The organism is Cytobacillus firmus (genome assembly GCF_023657595.1).
Taxonomy (GTDB): domain Bacteria; phylum Bacillota; class Bacilli; order Bacillales; family Cytobacillaceae; genus Cytobacillus; species Cytobacillus firmus_B.
Genome location: NZ_CP098323.1, coordinates 2160611 through 2180630, shown reverse-complemented (window position 1 = coordinate 2180630; position 20020 = coordinate 2160611). Strand labels below are relative to the sequence as shown.

21 protein-coding genes and 1 riboswitch are annotated in these 20020 nt (G+C 43.7%); of the genes, 8 read left to right on the top strand and 13 right to left on the bottom strand.

Annotated elements, in window-relative coordinates; translation table 11 throughout:
- Positions 1-18 precede the first annotated feature (18 nt).
- The 13 genes from NAF01_RS11110 to NAF01_RS11050 form a co-directional block, all read right to left on the bottom strand.
- Entirely contained in the window at positions 19-1830 is a 1812-nt protein-coding gene (locus NAF01_RS11110; RefSeq protein ID WP_048010083.1) for an adenine deaminase, read from the bottom strand.
- 3 nt (positions 1831-1833) lie between these two features.
- A complete protein-coding gene (locus NAF01_RS11105; RefSeq protein ID WP_048010084.1) occupies positions 1834-2112 on the bottom strand; it encodes a EutN/CcmL family microcompartment protein in 279 nt (92 codons plus the stop codon).
- Positions 2113-2125: 13 nt separating this feature from the next.
- Positions 2126-2833, bottom strand: coding sequence for a hypothetical protein (locus NAF01_RS11100; protein WP_227887022.1), 708 nt, complete (start codon positions 2831-2833; stop codon positions 2126-2128).
- Between the two features lie 26 nt (positions 2834-2859).
- On the bottom strand, positions 2860-3144 hold the full coding sequence (locus NAF01_RS11095) for a BMC domain-containing protein (protein WP_009334686.1): 285 nt from the start codon (positions 3142-3144) through the stop codon (positions 2860-2862).
- A 23-nt stretch (positions 3145-3167) separates the two neighbouring features.
- The gene (locus tag NAF01_RS11090; protein WP_035332393.1) at positions 3168-3581 is read right to left on the bottom strand and encodes a BMC domain-containing protein; all 414 of its coding nucleotides are present in this window, start codon (positions 3579-3581) and stop codon (positions 3168-3170) included.
- Between the two features lie 85 nt (positions 3582-3666).
- Entirely contained in the window at positions 3667-4626 is a 960-nt protein-coding gene (locus tag NAF01_RS11085) for a hypothetical protein (RefSeq protein WP_250802286.1), read from the bottom strand.
- Between the two features lie 32 nt (positions 4627-4658).
- A complete protein-coding gene (locus tag NAF01_RS11080) occupies positions 4659-4922 on the bottom strand; it encodes a BMC domain-containing protein (protein ID WP_048010087.1) in 264 nt (87 codons plus the stop codon).
- 25 nt (positions 4923-4947) lie between these two features.
- Positions 4948-6285 carry a UbiD family decarboxylase gene (locus NAF01_RS11075; protein WP_048010088.1) on the bottom strand — a complete coding sequence of 446 codons (1338 nt, stop codon included), beginning with the start codon at positions 6283-6285 and terminating at the stop codon, positions 4948-4950.
- The gene (locus tag NAF01_RS11070; RefSeq protein WP_206701238.1) at positions 6282-6869 is read right to left on the bottom strand and encodes a UbiX family flavin prenyltransferase; all 588 of its coding nucleotides are present in this window, start codon (positions 6867-6869) and stop codon (positions 6282-6284) included. The genes NAF01_RS11075 and NAF01_RS11070 overlap by 4 nt, the downstream gene beginning before the upstream one ends.
- Positions 6862-7452, bottom strand: coding sequence for a cysteine hydrolase family protein (locus NAF01_RS11065; protein ID WP_250802285.1), 591 nt, complete (start codon positions 7450-7452; stop codon positions 6862-6864). The genes NAF01_RS11070 and NAF01_RS11065 overlap by 8 nt, the downstream gene beginning before the upstream one ends.
- 26 nt (positions 7453-7478) lie before the next feature.
- A complete protein-coding gene (allB, locus tag NAF01_RS11060; RefSeq protein WP_048010090.1) occupies positions 7479-8939 on the bottom strand; it encodes an allantoinase AllB in 1461 nt (486 codons plus the stop codon).
- Positions 8940-9009: 70 nt separating this feature from the next.
- Entirely contained in the window at positions 9010-10338 is a 1329-nt protein-coding gene (locus NAF01_RS11055) for a nucleobase:cation symporter-2 family protein (protein ID WP_284709506.1), read from the bottom strand.
- 254 nt (positions 10339-10592) lie between these two features.
- On the bottom strand, positions 10593-10943 hold the full coding sequence (locus tag NAF01_RS11050) for a Na-translocating system protein MpsC family protein (RefSeq protein ID WP_163145025.1): 351 nt from the start codon (positions 10941-10943) through the stop codon (positions 10593-10595).
- A gap of 164 nt (positions 10944-11107) precedes the next feature.
- A riboswitch (purine riboswitch) is annotated at positions 11108-11205 on the top strand.
- Positions 11206-11387: 182 nt separating this feature from the next.
- Here NAF01_RS11050 and NAF01_RS11045 point away from each other — a divergent pair.
- From NAF01_RS11045 to ade, 8 genes are all read left to right on the top strand, one after another.
- The gene (locus NAF01_RS11045) at positions 11388-11876 is read left to right on the top strand and encodes a (2Fe-2S)-binding protein (RefSeq protein WP_163145024.1); all 489 of its coding nucleotides are present in this window, start codon (positions 11388-11390) and stop codon (positions 11874-11876) included.
- 3 nt (positions 11877-11879) lie between these two features.
- The gene (locus tag NAF01_RS11040) at positions 11880-12476 is read left to right on the top strand and encodes a nucleotidyltransferase family protein (RefSeq protein WP_163145023.1); all 597 of its coding nucleotides are present in this window, start codon (positions 11880-11882) and stop codon (positions 12474-12476) included.
- 4 nt (positions 12477-12480) lie between these two features.
- Positions 12481-13356: an FAD binding domain-containing protein gene (locus NAF01_RS11035; protein WP_163145022.1), complete on the top strand. Its 876-nt coding sequence runs from the start codon at positions 12481-12483 to the stop codon at positions 13354-13356.
- The gene (locus NAF01_RS11030) at positions 13353-15641 is read left to right on the top strand and encodes a xanthine dehydrogenase family protein molybdopterin-binding subunit (RefSeq protein WP_163145021.1); all 2289 of its coding nucleotides are present in this window, start codon (positions 13353-13355) and stop codon (positions 15639-15641) included. The genes NAF01_RS11035 and NAF01_RS11030 overlap by 4 nt, the downstream gene beginning before the upstream one ends.
- 8 nt (positions 15642-15649) lie before the next feature.
- Positions 15650-16483, top strand: a complete 834-nt coding sequence (locus NAF01_RS11025) for an XdhC family protein (RefSeq protein WP_163145020.1) — start codon at positions 15650-15652, stop codon at positions 16481-16483.
- Positions 16462-16776 carry an XdhC family protein gene (locus tag NAF01_RS11020; RefSeq protein ID WP_163145019.1) on the top strand — a complete coding sequence of 105 codons (315 nt, stop codon included), beginning with the start codon at positions 16462-16464 and terminating at the stop codon, positions 16774-16776. The genes NAF01_RS11025 and NAF01_RS11020 overlap by 22 nt, the downstream gene beginning before the upstream one ends.
- Before the next feature lie 90 nt (positions 16777-16866).
- Complete coding sequence (locus NAF01_RS11015) at positions 16867-18234, top strand: NCS2 family permease (protein WP_163145018.1); 1368 nt, start codon at positions 16867-16869, stop codon at positions 18232-18234.
- A gap of 38 nt (positions 18235-18272) precedes the next feature.
- Complete coding sequence (ade, locus tag NAF01_RS11010) at positions 18273-20015, top strand: adenine deaminase (protein ID WP_250802284.1); 1743 nt, start codon at positions 18273-18275, stop codon at positions 20013-20015.
- Positions 20016-20020: the final 5 nt, after the last annotated feature.

Genomic DNA, 20020 nt, shown 5'->3' with positions numbered 1-20020 from the left:
AGAACGCCGCTTTAATGATCAATTAATAATGGTCGGAATGACCTCAAACTTATCTACATCAATAAGCCCCATATCTGTAATTTTCCATTTGGGGCTTGTTACCAATGACCAGAATGATAAATGCATAAAGGGAACTTCCATACCGCAGCCCAGAACTTCTTTGGCAAGCTGCGATAATTCGTCGACCTTTTCACTCATTTCTTTTCCAGTTAATTCATCTGTCATTAAACCGCCAATCCGGAGAGGAAGATCACCTACTACTTTGCTATCCTTTATCATCGCTATTCCGCCATCCATGGCAATGACACGGTTAACCGCCATGGCCATGTCTACGTAGTTAGTTCCTGTAACAATGATATTGTGTGTATCATGGGCTACACTTTCTGCTATGGCTCCGCTTTTCAAATCAAAGCCATGAAGAAACGTCTTGCCGATTTTTCCGGTTCTGCCGTGGCGCTCAACAACCAGCAGAGGCAGAACATCCTGCTTTAGGCATGGCTGCACAATGCCTTCTTTGACATTCAGCGTATATTCGCTTCCGCCGGTTAAGTTCTGGAAAGGTATCGCTTCAATTGCCCTTACTTTTGCACGGCTGCCTGGAGCTTCAATGGCGATTTCCTTCACTGTTACAGGCTTCCGCTTCACTGACTTTTTCACACTTTCCGGATATATGTAAGGAGCAATATCTATAGTTAATTCGCCTTTTTCAGCTGCTTTTTTACCTGCCAGGTATACCTGATCAATTGTCATATTGTTCAGATCACTGATCACAACGACATCTGCTCTTTTGCCTGGTGCAATAACCCCCACATCCTTAAAGCCAAAGTGGGTGGCAGGATTAATGGTCGCCATTTGGATGGCTTCCACTGGATCAATCCCCACTGCAATGGTTCGGCGGACGATATCATTCATATGTCCGTAATTTAATAGATCAGCAGGCACCATATCATCTGATACGAGGATTGCACGGCGGGAATCCAGCCCATCCTCTGTTATGGCACGAATACAGTCGGCCATATTCCTTTGGGAAGAGCCTTCACGCATGAACACACTTACCCCATTGCGCAGCTTTTCGACTGTTTCTTCTTTCGTTGTAGTTTCATGGCAGGACACATGGTTACCTCCGCTGATAATATGGGCGGCAAGCTCTTTGCCAAACAATCCTGGGGCGTTCCCTTCAACGGTTTTTCCTATGCTGTTTGCATATGAAACTGCGGCAACAAGATCGTCTATTAATTCCGGTGCATGCTCATACACGGGACCTATATTGCTGAAGCTTTGAATCTCCCCAATTCCCTGCACATATGGGTCTGCCAGGAGCTCTTTCATATCCTTTGATGTCACATCAAAGCCGGATGTTTCAAGACCGGGAGCATCAGGCACAGCACAAGGTACCGTGAATAATACCCGGTTTGGAAGTGTCTTAGCTTCTTCAATCATTGCCTGCATTCCGTGAACACCCAGGACGTTCCCTATTTCATGCGGATCACCTATCAGCGTGGTGGTTCCTGTCGGAATGGAAAGCTTGGAGAATTCCGTACAAGTCAGCATCGCACTCTCAAAATGCATATGAGAATCAATGAACCCTGGACAAACGAATTTCCCCTGAATGTTTTCAACTATCGTTTTTGGCCCAATTAAGTCTTTTGCGTCCCCTGCCATTAATATATATTCGCCTTTCATCGCAACGTCCGCTTCATAGATCTCACGGGTGATTACATTAATAAAGTATCCCCCTTTCAGAACTACATCGGCATACTGGCTGGAATCAAGCAAAACATCAATAAGCTTGCGGTACTGCACTGCCTTTTTGATATTTTTTGCATCCATTTATTAACCCCCTGTTTCCATTCCTTCTACACTGTCAATAATTCCGATAATGGCAGCATCGATAGGTGCATCTTTATTCTGAACCGCTCTTGATGCCATGCTTCCAGTCACATAGATGACTTTCTCGCCAATGCCTGCACCAACAGTATCAACGGTTATAATGGGGTTCGGTAACATTGAGCCGTCCAATCCTATAGGCTGGGTAATTAATAGTTTTGTGCCCACCAGATTATCATCTTTTCTTGTGGCAGTTACACGGCCAACCACTATTCCCATTTGCATAAAGACCTACCCCTTAATGTAAAATAATTTCGATCTTAAGTTCCTTTGCTGTATCTTTTGCCAGGGGGGTTATGATAGCCCCTTTTGGAACAGTCAGCTGATCAAGATTGTTCAAATAGGCAAATCGGACTGTCTCATCGGTAATAACCGTTTTCTTCATTTGATGAACAGCAAAGTCTGCCCTATCATTGAAATCTATTAATCTTATGCCAAGCACCTTCAGCTCTGCCATCTGCCCATTAAGCTTTCTTTTTAATATGTCCGGCCCTTTATCCATTCCTTTCAGTTTCCAATACTGACTGAAAGGATCACCTCCAGCCTTCAACGCCGTGACCCGTTTTCCTTTTAATAAACCCATTAGTATAATCCGCACCAAAGGCCTTTGTTCGTTACAGTTCAATAGATCTGCTATCAGAGAAAATGATAGAATTGGCAAAAGAATTTCATCAAACTGATCAAGAAGCTGATCATTAATCATGGAAGCAGAGATCCAATCGTCATTTCCGGTCAGAGAAACTAACTCCTCAAGCGGAAATTGGGTCAGCAATTCTTCTTCAGCAGTCATTCTAAGTGTAATATCTTCCTCTGTTAACTTTTTCAAGTAAGAAAATCCCGGATCCATTCCTATCAAATGAGAGGTTAATAGAGCCAGGATATGAGGTTTTCTGTCTCTCCAGTTTTCATTTCGCATATAAAGCGCCTGCAGAGTGTTTTTTGCCATAACACTCTGCTTTTTGCTCCTCATGCTTATTCACCGATATTTTTTGATAATAGAGCTCTTTCAACTTCGCTGTGCGGTCTCGGAATGACATGGACCGAGATGAGTTCTCCTACTCGGCTGGCAGCTTCGGCTCCTGCATCGGTCGCTGCTTTAACCGCTCCAACATCTCCTCTGACCATAACTGTTACAAGACCAAATCCCACTTTTTCATATCCGCAGATCTCCACATTTGCTGCTTTAACCATTGCATCCGCTGCCTCTACTGCGCCAACAAGGCCTTTCGTCTCGATTAATCCCAATGCTTCACCCATTGTGTGTTTCCTCCTTAAGTTTATTAAACTGATGGTTTATCATTATCATTTTCATCAGGTTCAATTTGTTTTTTAACTTGCTTTTTTTCATGTGGCTTATCTACGGATTTAACCTCTTTTTCAGCACCTGCTTCCGGATGCATGTCTTTCAGTTTGAAATTCGGAAGCAGCTTCCCTGCCACTTCACTGTGTGCACGCGGGATTACATGAGCAGAAATTACTTTTCCTATTCTCTCTGCTGAACTCACACCGGCATCGACTGCAGACTTTACAGCCGCAACATCACCGTTAAAATGGATTGTGACGCCAAGGTAGCCATCCACTCCTATTACTTTTTCAATTCCTACAATTTCTACATCTGCTGCTTTTACGGCTGCATCTGCTGCAGAAACTGCTGTTGAATAACCAACGGTTTCAATCAAACCCAATGCTTGCAACTGAAAAATCCTCCTCATATGAAATTGTCAGACCGGCTAAATTTTCTGGAATTATTGAGCTGATCTGTGACTTGCTGGCCAAGCCTTATTTAATCCTGTCGAATTCCTTACAAAGCAGATCCGTGATCCGGGATACCTCATCAAACTGACCGTGAAGAAGCACATATTCCTTCTCTATTAAAAAATTAATGTGTTCAGCCGTATTTTTTTTCATCTGCCGGTCAAGGAGCAAAATACCCGAATAATAGTCAATTCCTTCAATGACAGCTACACCGCCAATTGACGAGTTAATCCCTAATTGTTTTGTAAGCCACGGACTGGGGGATTTTTCTTTATGTGCTGTAATCGTTTTAAATGATTTTTGGGAAAGTTTTTTGAAGAAGCTCTTTAAGGCGTTTAACAGTACTTCATAATCCTCTTCATAAAGCTCCAGCGAAAAGGATTGCCCGCTGTTTTTGTCCCATGACAGGCAATATTTTAAAGAAGGAAACTCTCTTAAAAGGTCATTCAGTAAAAATAGCTGTCCGGGCGTACATTTTTTTGCAGTCACTACCCCGATGGAGGCTGTTTTTAATTCCCGCTGGAAGGAGCCTTCCAAGGTGGGGTGAAGATCAGAGAATAGCCAGACTTTCACACCCTCCGGCGTTTGTCCGATAAGCTGGCTTTCTCTTGCATTTCGGCAGGGTTTTGTTTCTGCGGATTCAGCCCTGGCAGTAACCCGCTGTTTCCCTTGTACCAGGGACAGGGTCTGAAGCTGTGCCATTTTTCCTTTAGCGGAAGGCATAGGTGAAGAAAGTGAAACTGTCTGCCTTCTAACGTTTTGGTGTGGATTAGCAGACTGTGGCGCATCCGCATGATTAACAGCTATTCTTTTTTTCATTTTTTCTTTCTGATAATTTGGCCGGTTTATGCCCGGTATACCCGACTTCAATCCCGGCTGGCTGCGGGGCGGGGGAAAACTGGGAGCTCCATTAATAGGATTTTCTTTTTGCTTGCTGTAGGGCTTCATTACTTCTTCTACAACACTTTTAATAAAGTCAGACACACATTATGCACCTCCACTTTTGACACATACTCTTATAAAATTTTACGAAGTTCTGAATGAGGGCGGGGTATTACATTTGCCGAAACCAGTTCTCCTCCAGCCGTGGTGTGAGCAGTCTTCCCAACCTCAACAGCAGCTGTGACTGCTGCCACATCCCCTTCAATAATGACGGTGACAAGTCCGGATCCGACTCTCTTTAAATCTACTAAGCTGACATTTGCTGCTTTTGCCATTGCGTCCAGCGCTTCAATAGCTGCTGTCAAGCCCCTAGTTTCTATCAAGCCAATTGCCTTCATTTTTGACCTCCTCTACTGCAAAAGCTTAAAGATAGTCTTCAAGATTCACTTCAATGGGGATTGAAGTTCTTTTAAATAACTCTTCTTTTCCAAGCGGATAGGTGGCATCGATGCCCATCTTATCACTGACTCCTTTTAAATGATGGGAAGACTCGAGCGGTGATCCCTTCGCACCCTGTACGATAAAAATATCATCCCCCGCCTGCACTCTTGTCGCAATAGCCCACTCAACATCATCCGAATCAAAGATATCGACGTCATCATTCACAACAACCACATGCTTTAAATCCTTATCGCTTGCAAAAGCTGCAAGTGCCGCCTGTTTGCCGTCACCATCATGCTTCTTTTCAATTTGTATGACTGCATGATAGCGGGCGACACCGCCCATCGGGATATGTACAGCTTTGATATTTGGAACAACCTGCCTGACGGTGCTTAAAAGTGTAGCTTCCCTAACAAGCGCCATTGGCAGCCTTTCTTCATAACTTGATGGAAAAATAGTCTGTGAGATAGCGTTATTCCGGTAAGTAACGGCTGAAAATTCTACTATCGGCTGTGGCGTTCTGGTGCCATAATAACCGGCCAGTTCGCCAAACGGACCTTCCAGTTCTCTTTCAAATGGAAGCATCTTGCCTTCCAGAACAATTTCCGCATCAGCCAGCACTTCCAAATCGACCGTTTTGCACTGAACCACATCCAGAGACTGGCCAAGCAGTGCACCTGCTACATCCAATTTGTCGGTATGGTACAAATGCGTACTGATCTGAGAACTTAGGACAACCGCTGGAACAACACCAAACATAACAGCCACCTCCATCGGTTCGCCGATGCTTTCATAATGGGCATATTGCTCCATCAGTTCCGGTGAGGTTATAAGAATGTTCGTTCGATTACCGCCAAGGTATTGCATCCTGCGAATCGAGGTATACCTCTTTTTGCCGGATAAGTCTTTAACTACCAGAATTCCTGCCACATAATATGCACCTGAGTCTTCTGCATGATAGGTTGGTATAGGAAACAAATCTGCCAGGTCGAATTCCCCGGTTACAAGATTCTCCTGGACAGGACCAGTTTGCCTTAAAGTTGTCGGAATAGGATTCACAATTGATTCAATGATTTTAGGAATAAGTTCAGATGGGGTGATTCCCATGCTGTCAGCCAAAAGCTCTCTGTCTCCTCCCAAACCGGCAGCCATGGAAGATTGATAGCCTTTGATTTTCTGAAATAAGAAAGGCTGTCTGCCATTTTTCGTGTTTATCACTGCTCCCAGTTCATAGAGAGGGTCCACCTCTTTTTTCACCCGATAAAGAAGTCCCATGCTATCCCATCTGTCCAGCAAAGCCCTCATTGTTACAGGGTTCATGCCTTTTCCCCCCATCTCTCCAAGAGCTCATGGTCAATATCCAGCATGTCCAATATCCTCGCCACCATAAAGTTGGCCAGCTCCCAGATTTCCGTCGGCTTATGATAAAAGCCTGGAGATGCTGGCATTATGCAAGCCCCGCTCTCAGCTAGGAGAGTCATATTGCGCAGGTGAATCAAATTAAAAGGGGCTTCTCTCGGAACAATAATAAACTTTCTATTCTCCTTTAAAACCACACTGGCAGCCCTGCTTAGAAGCGTATCGCCGACTCCATTTGCAATCGCACCCAATGTATTCATCGAACATGGCACAATCACCATTCCGTCTGTTTTAAAGGATCCGCTGGCAACCGCAGCGAAAAGATTCCGGTTGCTGTGGATAGCGGCATATTCCTTCAGCTCGTCCATCTTGATCCCGCATTCAAATTGCATTACTTTTTCTCCCATCTCCGTAGCAATTAAATGCGTTTCGATCTCTAATTGATGAAGAGCTCGGATCAGTGTATATGCATACAATGATCCGCTTGCTCCGGTTATGCCCACTAAAATTCGTTTTTTCCTTGGAACTTGAGATGAGTTATACAACGGATTCGTCTTGGGAGAATTTCTTTTTAGCCAGTTCTTTGTATTCTTCTGTTGATAATATATCTCCGAAAATGTCAATGTCCCTTAGACCTGATACGTGCATATCATCATCCTGCGAAGCGGTGGCATCTGATACGCAAATCACATTATAGCCATGATACAAGGCATCAGAGGCGGTACTGCGTACACATACATTGGTCCAGACTCCAGTAAGGACGACCGTATCAATTTCTTCTTCTCTCAGGAAGAGATCAAAATCAGTATAACTGAATGCACTATGCCGCCTCTTTTGGATCACATAATCTCCTTTGCTCTCATCGGGCTGAAGCTCTGGAATGAACTCCGAACCCCAGGTCCCTTTTACTGCATGGACAGGTCTTACACGGAAATCACGGTCATTCTTTCTGTGAGCTTCCTGAACATGCACAACCTGAATATTGTGATTATGTGCGAATTCAATAAGTTCTTGAATTTTAGGAACAATTTTTTCGCCATTTTCACACCTTAATGCTGCTTTTTCACCGATAAAGTCGTTTAACATATCAATAATGACTACACAGTGCTTTTTTCCCCTAAGTTCCAATCCCTTCAGCCTCCCTCGATATATATTTATTGCTGTGCTACAGGATCTTTTGTTTTCACATTTACCGCCTCGTATTTTTCATACTTCAATGTTCTTTCAAGTCTCTGGATGCTTTGACGAGGAACATATTCTCCATATCCCGCTTCTCCAACTATCCCCTTATCTTCTTCGAAGACCACGCTTCCGCGGATAATGGTTTGTACTGGCTTCCCTTTTAGTTTCATGCCATGCAGCGGGTTGTATTTAGCCATTGATTCTGTTTTCTGTTCATCAATTACATACTCTTTTTCAAGGTCGATAACCGTGAAATCAGCATCGCTGCCAATTTCCATTGAGCCTTTCTTAGGGTAAATTCCATAATGAATGGCGGCATTACGGCTCGTTACTTCTACAAATCTCGATAAGGATATGCGTCCTTTATTTAAGCCTTCACTGACAAGGATCGGCACCATCGTTTCTACACCCGGAATGCCAGGGAAGGTGTTCCAAATCGTTGCACCTGGATAATCCTTTTCGGTGGCAATTTCATATGGGGCATGGTCGGTTCCGACGAAGTCGATTGTTCCATCAGCCAGTGCCTGCCAGTGGGATTCGTTATCCTCTTTTCCTCGCAGCGGAGGAGCAATTTTGGCATAGGAGCCCCGCTCTGACATGGAATCCTGAGCATTTAAAACAAGGTAGTGAGGGCAGGTTTCAGCTGTAACCTTGACACCACGCTTCTTTGCAGCTTTTACCAGCTCGACGCCTTCCTTTGTGCTCATATGTACGACATGTACACGTGCGTCTGTAGCTTCCGCGAAGCTGAGAATCAGTTCAATGGCCACTTTCTCAGCGAGGCTTGAACGAGCTTCAGCCCATGCCGGTCCGTCAAGGCGGCCTTCTTTTTCAAGTTTTTTCGAATTGAATGTGCAGATATCATAGTTTTCAGCATGAACACCAATAGGAAGACCGGTTTTTGCAACGTTTTTAAAAATCTCCAGCATTTCTGCGTCAGATACTTTAGGGAAGGTAGGCACAGAAGGAGTCATGTAAACTTTAAATGCAACAACTCCCTGGTCTATCTGAGGGTAAATATTATCAATCCAGCCTTCACGTGCATCTTCACCAGTCATGCCGCCCCAGAAGCAGTAATCAATATAAGCCTGATCTCTGATTGGACCGATTTTTTTATTGAAGCTATCCCCATCCCGAACAGATGGCTTGCTGCAGCATGGCATATCGATAATGGTTGTCAAGCCTCCAGCTGCTGCAGAACGGCTGCCGGTTGCAAATGTTTCTCTGTGAGTAAACCCGGGATCCATAAAGTGGGTATGTGGATCAATACAGCCTGGAACAACTAATTTTCCTTGAATATCAATAACCTTGGCTGCATTCAGAAAAGAAATGTCATTCGTATAGCCAACAATCTTTCCCTCGTTTACTAGAATATTCGTTAAAACCTGACGATCTCCCTGCGGAATATTTGCATTTTTCAGAATTAAATCCATTTACACTGCTCCTATCTATTAATTTGATTTCTGCCTCAAAATAAGAGGCAGATGGTTACAGCAGCTGCTATTAAATCATTTCAGCTGAGTGATCTCCTTTCAGCTGTTCGATTCTTTCACTTTCACTTATATTTAAATCTTTATAATTAAATACCAAATTTAATAAAATTGCTGTGATGCTTCCCAGTACGATTCCATTTTCAACCAGCAGGCGTGCACTTGTCGGCAGACTCTCAAAAATCTGCGGAACAACTGCCGAACCAAGTCCAATTCCTATTGAACAGGCAACAATCAGCAAGTTTTCATTTTTGCTGAAATCCACTGCAGAAAGCATTCTGATTCCTGATGAGATAACCATCCCAAACATCGGAATCATGGCTCCTCCAAGGACAGCCATAGGAATAATCGTAGTCAGAGCAGCCACTTTAGGCAAAAGACCTAAAGTCATCAATATGACACCAGCTGCGATAACAACATTCCGTGTTTTTACTTTAGTCAAAGCTACCAGCCCCACATTCTGGGAAAAGGAGGTATAAGGAAACGCGTTAAAAATGCCCCCTATAACAACAGCCAGTCCTTCTGCACGCAGCCCTTTCTTAATGTCTTTAGAGTCCAGTTTTCTTTCACAGACATCTCCGAGAGCAAGAAATACTCCAGTAGATTCAATCATGCTCACAATTGCTACTAAAGTCATCGTAAGGATGGCTGAGGCATTGAATGTCGGGAATCCGAAATAAAACGGCTGAACGACATGAAACCAGGAAGCCTGGCTGACTTCGGCAAAACTGACAAGCCCCATAAAGTAAGCTGCTATTGTCCCTGCCACCAATGACAGCAGGACAGAGATCGCTTTCATATAGCCTTTAAAAAACCTGTTCATTAAAATAATCAGGACCAGTGTAAATGCAGCCAGGAATAGATTTTTCGAGCTTCCATAACCAGGTGATCCCAGCCCGCCTGCAGCATTATTCATGGCAACAGGAATCAGTGATACCCCGATAATAGCGACGACTGAACCGGTAACGACCGGCGGGAAAAACCTCATAATTTTACTCATAAATTGTGATAGAATCATGACGATAATACCTGAAGCAATAATAGCCCCGTAAATGGCAGTAATGCCCTGCAAATTCCCGATGGCAATCATCGGGCCGACTGCTGTAAAAGTACATCCCAGAATGACAGGCAGCCTAATGCCAAAATGCTTCCCCCCTATAACTTGAAGCAATGTAGCAATCCCGCAGGTAAACAAATCAATCGATATTAAGTAAGCAAGCTGCTGGGCATTAAGCCCAATTGCCGGTCCCACAATCAGCGGTACAATGACAGCACCTGCATACATGGCTAGCACATGCTGAAATCCCAAAGTCCCTACCTTCCAAGGATTTAGCTTTTCCAAAGATTTTCCCCCCAGGTTTAATTCTTTGTTATGCCATAGCCTACTCCAGCTTTTAAAAAACGACATCACCTCCCAAAAGAAAAATTTGTATAAAAAAAACCGCAGCAATAGATAACATCAAAGTAAACCATAGATGTTCTATTACTGCGGTTTCATTCAGCTTCCGTTAAACAAAAGACAAAGGAACCGCTCCTATATTCAGGTTTAAGAAAAACTGCGGCATGCACAGCTCTCCCTAACATAATGTAAAACTGCTATTCTTCAAAATAAATAATGGTGCATGCTTCTTCAGTAACAGGATCATAATCTTTTAAAATCGTCTTGACTTTCAAATGAAGAGCATCTTCAATCATCCCTTTAAAAAGCGATTTGAATTCAACAATCAATGCTGAATCAACCGAAATGGTCAGGTGATGGAAGTTCTGGCTCAGCATATGCAGTGCCTGAACACGCTTATGCTGGGCAAAGATGATGACTCTATCATCAAAAGTTTCAATACGCTGTTTTTTTACGCCTGTTCCATAGATCTCCTGGTTCACACGATTATAGAGATAAGCGAGATCTTTTTTTATGGTCTGAGATAATTTTGAGGTAGAAACAGTCATGTAATCCTCCTGTTAATCAATATATTAAACAAGGCTATTTTATAAGTCAATATCTTTTTTCAGAAAATTCGTACTTGACAAAATATTGACTTAACTATTACACTACAAATCAACTCCCCCTCTATTTCTATAATTGTTCCAATAAAACCTCCCTACAGCACCATGAAAAATTAAATAGAATTTTTCGTATAACCTCAATAATCGGTTTGAGGGTTTCTACCGGGAACCGGAATTCCTATCTACGAAAGGTATATTTCCTGTGGACTTCAAACAGGGAACCTTTTGTGCAGGAATTTTTTTGTGCTTATTAGTCTATTTAGAAGAAGAAGCATAATATCATAATTTAAATACCTCTGCTTGCTCGCCAGACTAATATCCCTACAAACTGCTCACACTATTTTTTCATTGCCATTATAGTTTCATAATCTATGAGGAGGCGAAGATTTGAAAAGTATTCAATTTATTGTTAATGGAAAGGAATGTACGGTCCTTTGCCCGCCTGCGAAAACGCTCCTTGATGTTTTGAGGGAGGATCTGGGTCTGACTGCCAGCAAGGAATGCTGCGGAAAGGGAGAATGCGGATCATGCTCTGTTTTAATCGATAATGAGGTTGTATGTTCCTGTCTTGTCCTCGCTGGCCAGGCTGAAAACCAGGTGATCACCACTTGTGAAGGAGTCGGATTATCACCAAATCTGGATGTGATTCAGGAATCATTTATAGCTGAAGGAGCAACACAATGCGGCTATTGTACTCCGGGAATCATCGTATCAGCAAAAGCTTTCTTGGATGGAATTGACCATGTTCCATCCGTCGAGGATATTAAAACTGCATTAGGAGGCAACCTATGCCGCTGTACAGGCTATACCAAAATCATTAAGGCCGTTCAGACAGCTGCCAGCCAAAAGATATCTGAGCCGGAAACAATGAGGTAGTCCATGACACATACAGCCATTTTGCTTGCAGCGGGCCATTCCAGCAGAATGGGTACTCTAAAAGGACTGCTGCCATGGAATGGAACGACATTATTCGAGCATCAGCTCAATACTCTCAAAAAATCGGTGTTCACAGATATTGTAGTTGTATTGGGATATGAAGCTGAAAAATTCCTTTCAATCGCAAAAAAGTATTCTGCTAAATTGATAATAAATGAACATTTTCAAGATGGTAAATGCTCGTCCATCATTGCAGGGGTGAAAGCTGCAGACACGTTATCAGAAACGATTCTGATTACATCCGTGGACCAGCCGCTTCATTCTGTCATCATTAATAAGCTCGCCGGGAATCTTAGAAGAAGTCGCTGCCTGATTGCAGTCCCCAGCCACCAGGGCAAAAGAGGTCACCCAATCCTCTTTTCCTCTGGATTGAGGAACGAGCTTTTATCGTTAAAGGAAGAGAAAATGGGCTTGAGACATGTAATTCAGCAGCATGAAAAATTCCTCCTTGAGGTGCCAGTGGAAGATGAGCAGATTCATCTCAACCTGAATCATCAGGAAGATTATATAAATGCGCTTAATAAATATACCAGGAGGTAAGCCGATGCTTGTTTCAGAGATTGACATGATTACCCCTTCCTCTCTATCCGAATGTCTGATGCAGCTATCCGAGGAAGGCAGGATTCATAGATTGATAGCAGGCGGTACAGATGCTGCAGTCCGGATGAAGGAAGGCAAATGGCGGCCGGAGATTTGGATCAATATAAAAAACTTAAATGAGCTGCGGTATATCAATGAAAGTGAAGATTGTATTCAAATAGGCCCATTGACCACACATACGGATATTATTCATTCTCCGCTTCTGCAAAGAAAAGCGGATGTTCTCGTGGATGCAGCGAGGGAAGTCGGCGCCACTCAGATGCAGAATATGGGAACCATCGGCGGCAATATTGGCACTGCCTCTCCTGCAGGCGATACCCTTCCGGCTTTGTATGTTCTTGGAGCAAGGCTTGAACTCACTTCTATGTCGAATAAACGAATCCTTCCAATCGAAGAGTTTATCCTTGGTCCCGGCAGGACAGTTTTAAAAGAAAATGAAATGATCACAAAAATCCTCATAAAACCGCAAAAACCAAATGAAATAGGCATTTTCCAGAAGCTCGGACCCCGCAAAGCACAATCTATTTCCATTGTGAATGTTGCTATTTCACTCACAATGGACCAGGATCTGAAATGCAGGGAAGGAAAAATCGCTTTCGGATCTGTGGCACCAACTATTATCCGGGCACGCAAGTGTGAATCTATGCTTCCCCTGGGAACGCTTAACGATGAATTAATCCGGAATATCGCCAAAATTGCCTGGAAAGAGGTCATGCCTATCACAGATGGAAGAGCAACCGCTACATATAGAAGGGATATGGCGAGCGCTTTATTAGAAAGAGGATTGTACCGTTTAATCAGGAGGTGGAATAACCAGTGAACACCAAATGGGTTGGAAAAAGGGTGAAAAGAATTGATGGCCCGGAAAAAGTAACCGGAGAATTAAAATATATGACCGATTACCATTTTGACAATATGGTTTGGGGCAAAGTGCTGCGGTCTGAGTATCCGCACGCAAAAATTAATTCCATTGATATTGAAGCAGCCAAAAATCTGCCTGGTGTTATATGCGTACTAACCCATAAAGATATTCCCGGCTTTAATGGATTTGGGATTGTGGTTCCCGACCAGCCTGTTCTGTGTTCTGATGTCGTCCGGTGCACAGGGGACGCTGTAGCCCTGGTAGCTGCAGAAACACTGGAAATCGCCGAACAGGCTTTGAGTTTAATTAAAGTGGATTATGAGCCCATCGAGGTTGTCGCAGATGCTGAATATGCCCTGACAGATTCTGCTCCGAAGCTTCATCCGGATGGCAATCTGCACAGCCATGTCAAAATTAATAACGGAAACATTGAGAAGGCCTTCGAGGAAGCTGACATCATTGTAGAGAATACCTTCTACTCTCCCCGGCAAATGCATGCTTTTATCGAAACAGAAGGCGGCTGGGGGGTAATGGATGACGAAGGGTTCCTAACGATTCGCTGCCCTGGCCAATACGCATACCGCGATCGAATGCAAATTGCGAGGTCCCTGGCTTATAATCCTGAAAGAATAAGAGTCATTTCAAGCCCAATTGGCGGTGCTTTCGGCGGGAAGGATGAGATCACGGTTCAAATATACCTTGCCCTCCTTGCACTGCATACAAAGGGACGGCCTGTAAAAATCCATTTGAGCCGGGAAGAGTCTGTCATTGCGGGTATAAAAAGGCATCCTTTTAAAGTTCAGATGAAGACCGCTGCTAAAAAAGACGGGACACTTCTTGCCAATCAGGTTAAAGCCATTGGAGATACTGGTGCTTATGCATCACTTGGAGGGGCAGTCATTGCATTGGCGATCGAACATTCATGCGGCCCTTATAAAATTCCCAATGTGGATCTCGAAGGCTTCTGTGTGTATACCAATAATGGCATTGCCGGTGCTTTCAGAGGGTTTGGCGTCAATCAGGTATGCATGGGAATTGAAACACATATGGACATGATTGCAGAAAAGCTGGGAATGGACCCTATCGAATTGCGCAAAAAAAATGTCTATCACCAGGGGGAGGTTTCAAGTGTCGGCCATATTGTGAAATCCAGTGTTGGCACCTATAAAACCCTGGAAACAGCAGAGAATTGTGAGCTGTGGAAGAACCGGGAAAAGTATAAATCCGAAGTAAGTGAGCCATGGAAAAAACGGGGAGTTTCCGTTGCAACATCCTTTCATGGCATCGGAATGGGCATTGGCCTTCCTGACTATGGTGCCGCCTCTATTGAACTTCTGCCGGATGGAACATTCCTTGTAGGTGTGGGATGCGAGGAGATCGGAGGAGGCAATAGCACCGCCTATGCCCAGATAGCCGCTGAAATGCTGAACTGTGATATCAGCAATATTAAAATCGTTCAAGGTGATACACAAAAAACACTTGATGGCGGTACTGTAACTGCATCCCGCTCTACCTATACCGGTGGAAGAGCTGTTGCGGCAGCAGCACCCAGGATGACTGAGCTTCTTATTCAAACTGCTGCTGAAATGCTGAATTTAGATTCTTCTCAAATTGACTTAAAACCGAACCATATTTCAGCCCATGGAGAGATCATACCTTATAAGTCTATCTATAAATACCTTTATGATCATCATCAGGCAACTAGAGTAGAAGGTCACTTCTACCTGCCGAAAGAAAAAGAAGAAATCAAAGGTTCCGGCGGTGCTCCCCACCATTTATACGGATATTTGACACATGTAGTGATGGTGGAAGTTGATACTTTAACAGGTGAAACAGAAGTTCTGCGGGTTGTATCCATCCCGGATGCGGGCAAAGTCATTAATCCGCAGGGGCTGGAGGGCCAGACTGAAGGCGGAGCCGTAATGGGCATCGGCTATACCCTTTATGAAGATGTACTGATCGAAAATGGTTATCATAAAACGCGGAATTTCACTGATTATATCATCCCTACTATTCGAGAGACTCCTTTGATTGAGACCTTTCCGGTAGAAGAGCCTGAACAATCAGGGCCCTTTGGGGCGAAGGGAATCGGAGAAGTGGTGATGATTCCGATTATTGCTGCCATCATGTCAGCCATATATGATGCAACAGGAGCCAGAATCCGCCATCTGCCCGCTACTCCAGAAAGAGTGTTTAATGCATTAAAAGATCTCAAAAAACAAAAAGTCCAATCCTCAAGGTGATCCTATTGATGAGCCGCAGTTTATTTGCCAGATTAGAAGAATCAATCAAAAACCGGAAAGATACATTTCTGCTGACTATAACAGATTATCCTGATGAAGAACTCATTGGAGTGAAAGCTTTATTATGGCCAGACGGAGATTTCTGCACTGAAGCCTCCCTTCTGCCCCTGGATGTGAGGGATTTATTATTGGTACATTGCAATAAACTGGTCACCAAAAAACGGTCCGGCACTGTGAGATTTATGTGGAAGGATCGTTTAGTTGAATGTTTTGCTGAGTACTTCCCTTCTCCTCTTCATATGATAGTAGCCGGTGCCGGCCATGTGTGTGAACCCGTGGCAGAAATGGGACGTATGCTCGGATTTTTCGTGACAGTAATAGATGATCGGAAAGAGTTTGCAAACAGAGAACGCTTTCCAAATGCAAATGAAGTGGTTTGCCAATCCTATCTGGATTATTTCAGGCATGTCGACATTTCAGAAAAAACTTATATTCTCCTTCTTACCCGGGGACATAAGTATGACGTTCTCAGTTTGGATGAACTTTTAAAAAGGAAATGTCAGGCAGGATATATTGGCATGATCGGCAGCAGAAGACGTATTTCGGGTGTATTTGAAGAACTTCAGCGGGATTTTCCGGATGAAAGCTTTGAAAATTTATACACCCCTGTGGGTCTCGATATTGGTGCTGAAACTCCTGCAGAAATTGCAGTCAGTATCATGGCAGAAATTCTGAAAGTGAAAAATCAAAAATCAGGAGATTCCTTAAGTTCGCAAATTAAAAGATTTGCAAAAATGGGTTTCCATGAGGGGGCTGGCAAATGGACCAAATGCAGCTTATAAAGCGCACCCTCGATATCAGGAAAGGAGGTGAGAAAGCAGCACTCGCTACAATTATCCGCACGAAGGGCTCTACCCCAAGAAAAACTGGAAGCCGAATGATTGTGTTCCCCTGCGGAAGAATCGAAGGAACAATTGGCGGAGGCTGCGGTGAAGCAGAAGTAATTGAGAAGGCTTTTCAGGTCATACAAACAAATACCCCAACTCAAAAGCGCGTTGATTTAACAAAAGGGCTGTTTTATGAAGATGGCGGAATATGCGGTGGAATTATGGATGTTTTTATTGAACCCATCTAACCTCAAGAAAATAGATCTCCCGCCTATTCCATGGTCAAGTCAGTTCGTGTCTCAGGATGAACATTAACCATGAATAAGGAGTGACCTTTCATGTCGATGATTGAAAAGGATCTTGGGTCGGGCCTTCCGCCTGCCTCTAATGCGAACCTCTTAGAACGGCTCTTTAAGCTTTCCGAACGGAACACAAATGTTAAGACAGAAATACTGGCAGGCATTACTTCATTTATGACAATGAGTTATATCATCTTTGTCAACCCGATTATCTTAGCTGATGCAGGAATACCAAAAGAAGCCGCATTGGCTGCAACTATTTACGCAAGTGTCTTCTGTACTCTTCTAATGGCACTGTGGGCAAATTTCCCTGTAGCAGTTGCCCCGGGTATGGGGCTGAATGCCTTTTTTGCCTATACAGTTGTACTTGGTCAGGGTCTTTCCTGGCAAACAGCGCTTGGTGCTGTATTTATATCGGGGATTGTGTTTTTAATTTTAACTGTTACCGGAGTCCGGCAGAAGATTGTAGATGGTGTCCCGGATGTCTTAAAGTCAGCCATAGGTGTTGGAATTGGTTTGTTTATTGCTTTTATCGGGTTGAAAAATGCAGAACTTGTGGTCGCTAATGAAGCTACATTTGTCGGCCTGGGAAGCATCACAAGCAAGGGACCGCTTCTTGCCTTATTCGGATTAATTATTGCCGCCCTCCTAATGGCAAAGAAAGTAAAAGGCGCCCTGCTTATTAGTATCTTGGGTACAAGTGCAGCAGCCATGATTGTTGGCTTTATTGCCTATCCAAAAGCCGTAGGTGACATCGTTTCCCTCAATCTCCCTAGCATGTCTGAGACGTTTTTAGCTATGGATATTATGGGAGCAGTAAAATATGGCATCATCTCAGTCATTTTTTCCTTTACGATCGTAGAATTATTTGACAATTTAGCTACCCTCATCGGATTATCAAGAAAAGCCGGCCTCACAGATGAAAATGGAAAAATTGAAAACCTGGATCGTGCCCTTCAGGCAGATGCAGTTGGAACGATGGCAAGTGCAGCCTTCGGAAGCACTGCTTTAAACGCTTATGTGGAAAACGCCACAGGGATCTCGGAAGGCGGACGCACTGGCTTAACTTCTTTAACTGTAGCTGTACTATTTTTCCTTTCGCTCATTTTTGCTCCGCTCATCTATTTCATACCGTCTGTCGCCACTGCGCCTATTCTTATTCTTGTTGGCGCCTTAATGCTTAGTGAAATAAAACATATTAGCTTTGATGACTTTACGGATGTTATTCCTGTATTTTTAACGATTGTTCTCATGCCTTTAACTTTCAGTATCGCACAGGGACTGGCATTCGGCTTTATCTCTTACACACTGCTCAAGCTTCTTACAGGCAAGCATAAGCAAATCCATTGGATCATGTATTTTGTCAGTGCTGCCTTTATTATTAATTTCATTATGGGCGGACATTAATCTGACGATGGCCATTTTTTAAAAAGCGAGGAGTACAAATGAAGCTTACCATTGAAACGTTACGAAAAAGAATTGATGTGGCGGCCAAAAGAACTCCTGCCGATCTGGTTATTAAAAACGGAAAAGTTATAAACGTATTTACACGTGAAATCATTGAGGAAGACATAGCAATTTCCGATGGATTTATAGCTGGCTTAGGAAGCTATGAAGGCAAGGAAATTATTGATGCTGGGGGCAGCTATATCGCCCCCGGCTTTATTGATGGGCATGTCCATATTGAGTCGGCGATGGTGACTCCTGCCGAGTTTAGTAATGTTGTCCTCCCACATGGAGTAACGACTGTGATTGCAGACCCTCATGAAATAGCCAATGTCAGCGGAACTGACGGCATTGATTTCATGCTGGAATCTTCGGAAGATATCCCGCTTGATGTATTTTTTATGCTTCCATCCTGCGTGCCTGCAACTCCATTTGAAAATGCCGGCGCGTCCCTCAGTGACACGGATCTAGAAAAGTATTACAGTCACCCAAGAGTGCTGGGGCTCGGTGAAGTTATGGATTATCCCGCTGTTATGAACAACGTTGATGATATGCTGAAAAAACTGGAAGCAGCCTATAGCAAAAGGAAATGCATTGATGGGCATGCAGCAGGACTTAATGCGGATGAAATCAATATTTACATGGCTGCCGGCATAAGAACAGACCATGAATGCATCATTCCTGAAGAAGCACTGGACCGAATTCGGAAAGGGATGTATGTTATGCTGCGGGAAGGGTCTGCAGCAAGAGACTTATTGTCACTTCTCAAATCTGTCAGCGAACAAAACGCACGGCGCTGTTTATTTGTTACAGATGACAAGCACCTGGATGACCTGATCAATGAAGGCAGCATCGACCATAATGTCAGAATGGCCATTAAGGAAGGGATGGATCCTATCCTTGCGGTACAAATCGCTACTCTGAATGCAGCAGAATGCTTCGGACTGAAAGATAAAGGGGCTATTGCTCCCGGTTATGAAGCCGACTTGATTTTTCTTAATGACCTCAGGAATATCAAGGTTGATAAAGTATTAAAGAGCGGAATACTTGCTGCAGAAAACGGGGCCATGAAGAATTCTGTTCCAAACAGAATTGCACCTGCAGAACCCATCTTGAACAGTGTCAAAATCAGCAGCCTGAACTATGAAGATTTAAGTATTAGCATTGGCAAGGGTGACTGCAATATCATTGGCATTATACCGAACAGCATTGTGACCAGACACCTGGTGGAAAAGACAGAATCAATTGATGGATATTTCCAGCCAAATCCTCAAAGTGATCTTTTAAAGCTGGCTGTTGTGGAGCGCCACAATTGCACAGGCAGCATTGGACTTGGCATTGTTAAGGGATTAGGGATTACAAGAGGCGGGATTGCTTCAACAGTTGCCCACGATTCCCATAACATTGTCGCAGCAGGCACTTCTGATGAAGATTTGCTGGCTGCCATTAAGCATACCGAAGCAATGAGTGGCGGCCTTGCTGTTGTCCAGGATGGGAAAATTCTTGCCGAACTGCCCCTGCCTATTGCAGGACTCATGACTGATCGGGATTCTTCATTTATCCATGCACGTTTATCCCAATTGAATCATGCACTTATGACAATCGGATGCAGTATGGAATTCAACCCGTTTTTGACGCTCTCATTTTTAGCGCTTCCAGTTATCCCTGAACTCAAATTAACTGATAAAGGTCTATTCTCCGTAAAATCCTTTAGCCACATTAAAGCCGAGGCAGAAAAATAAGGCCG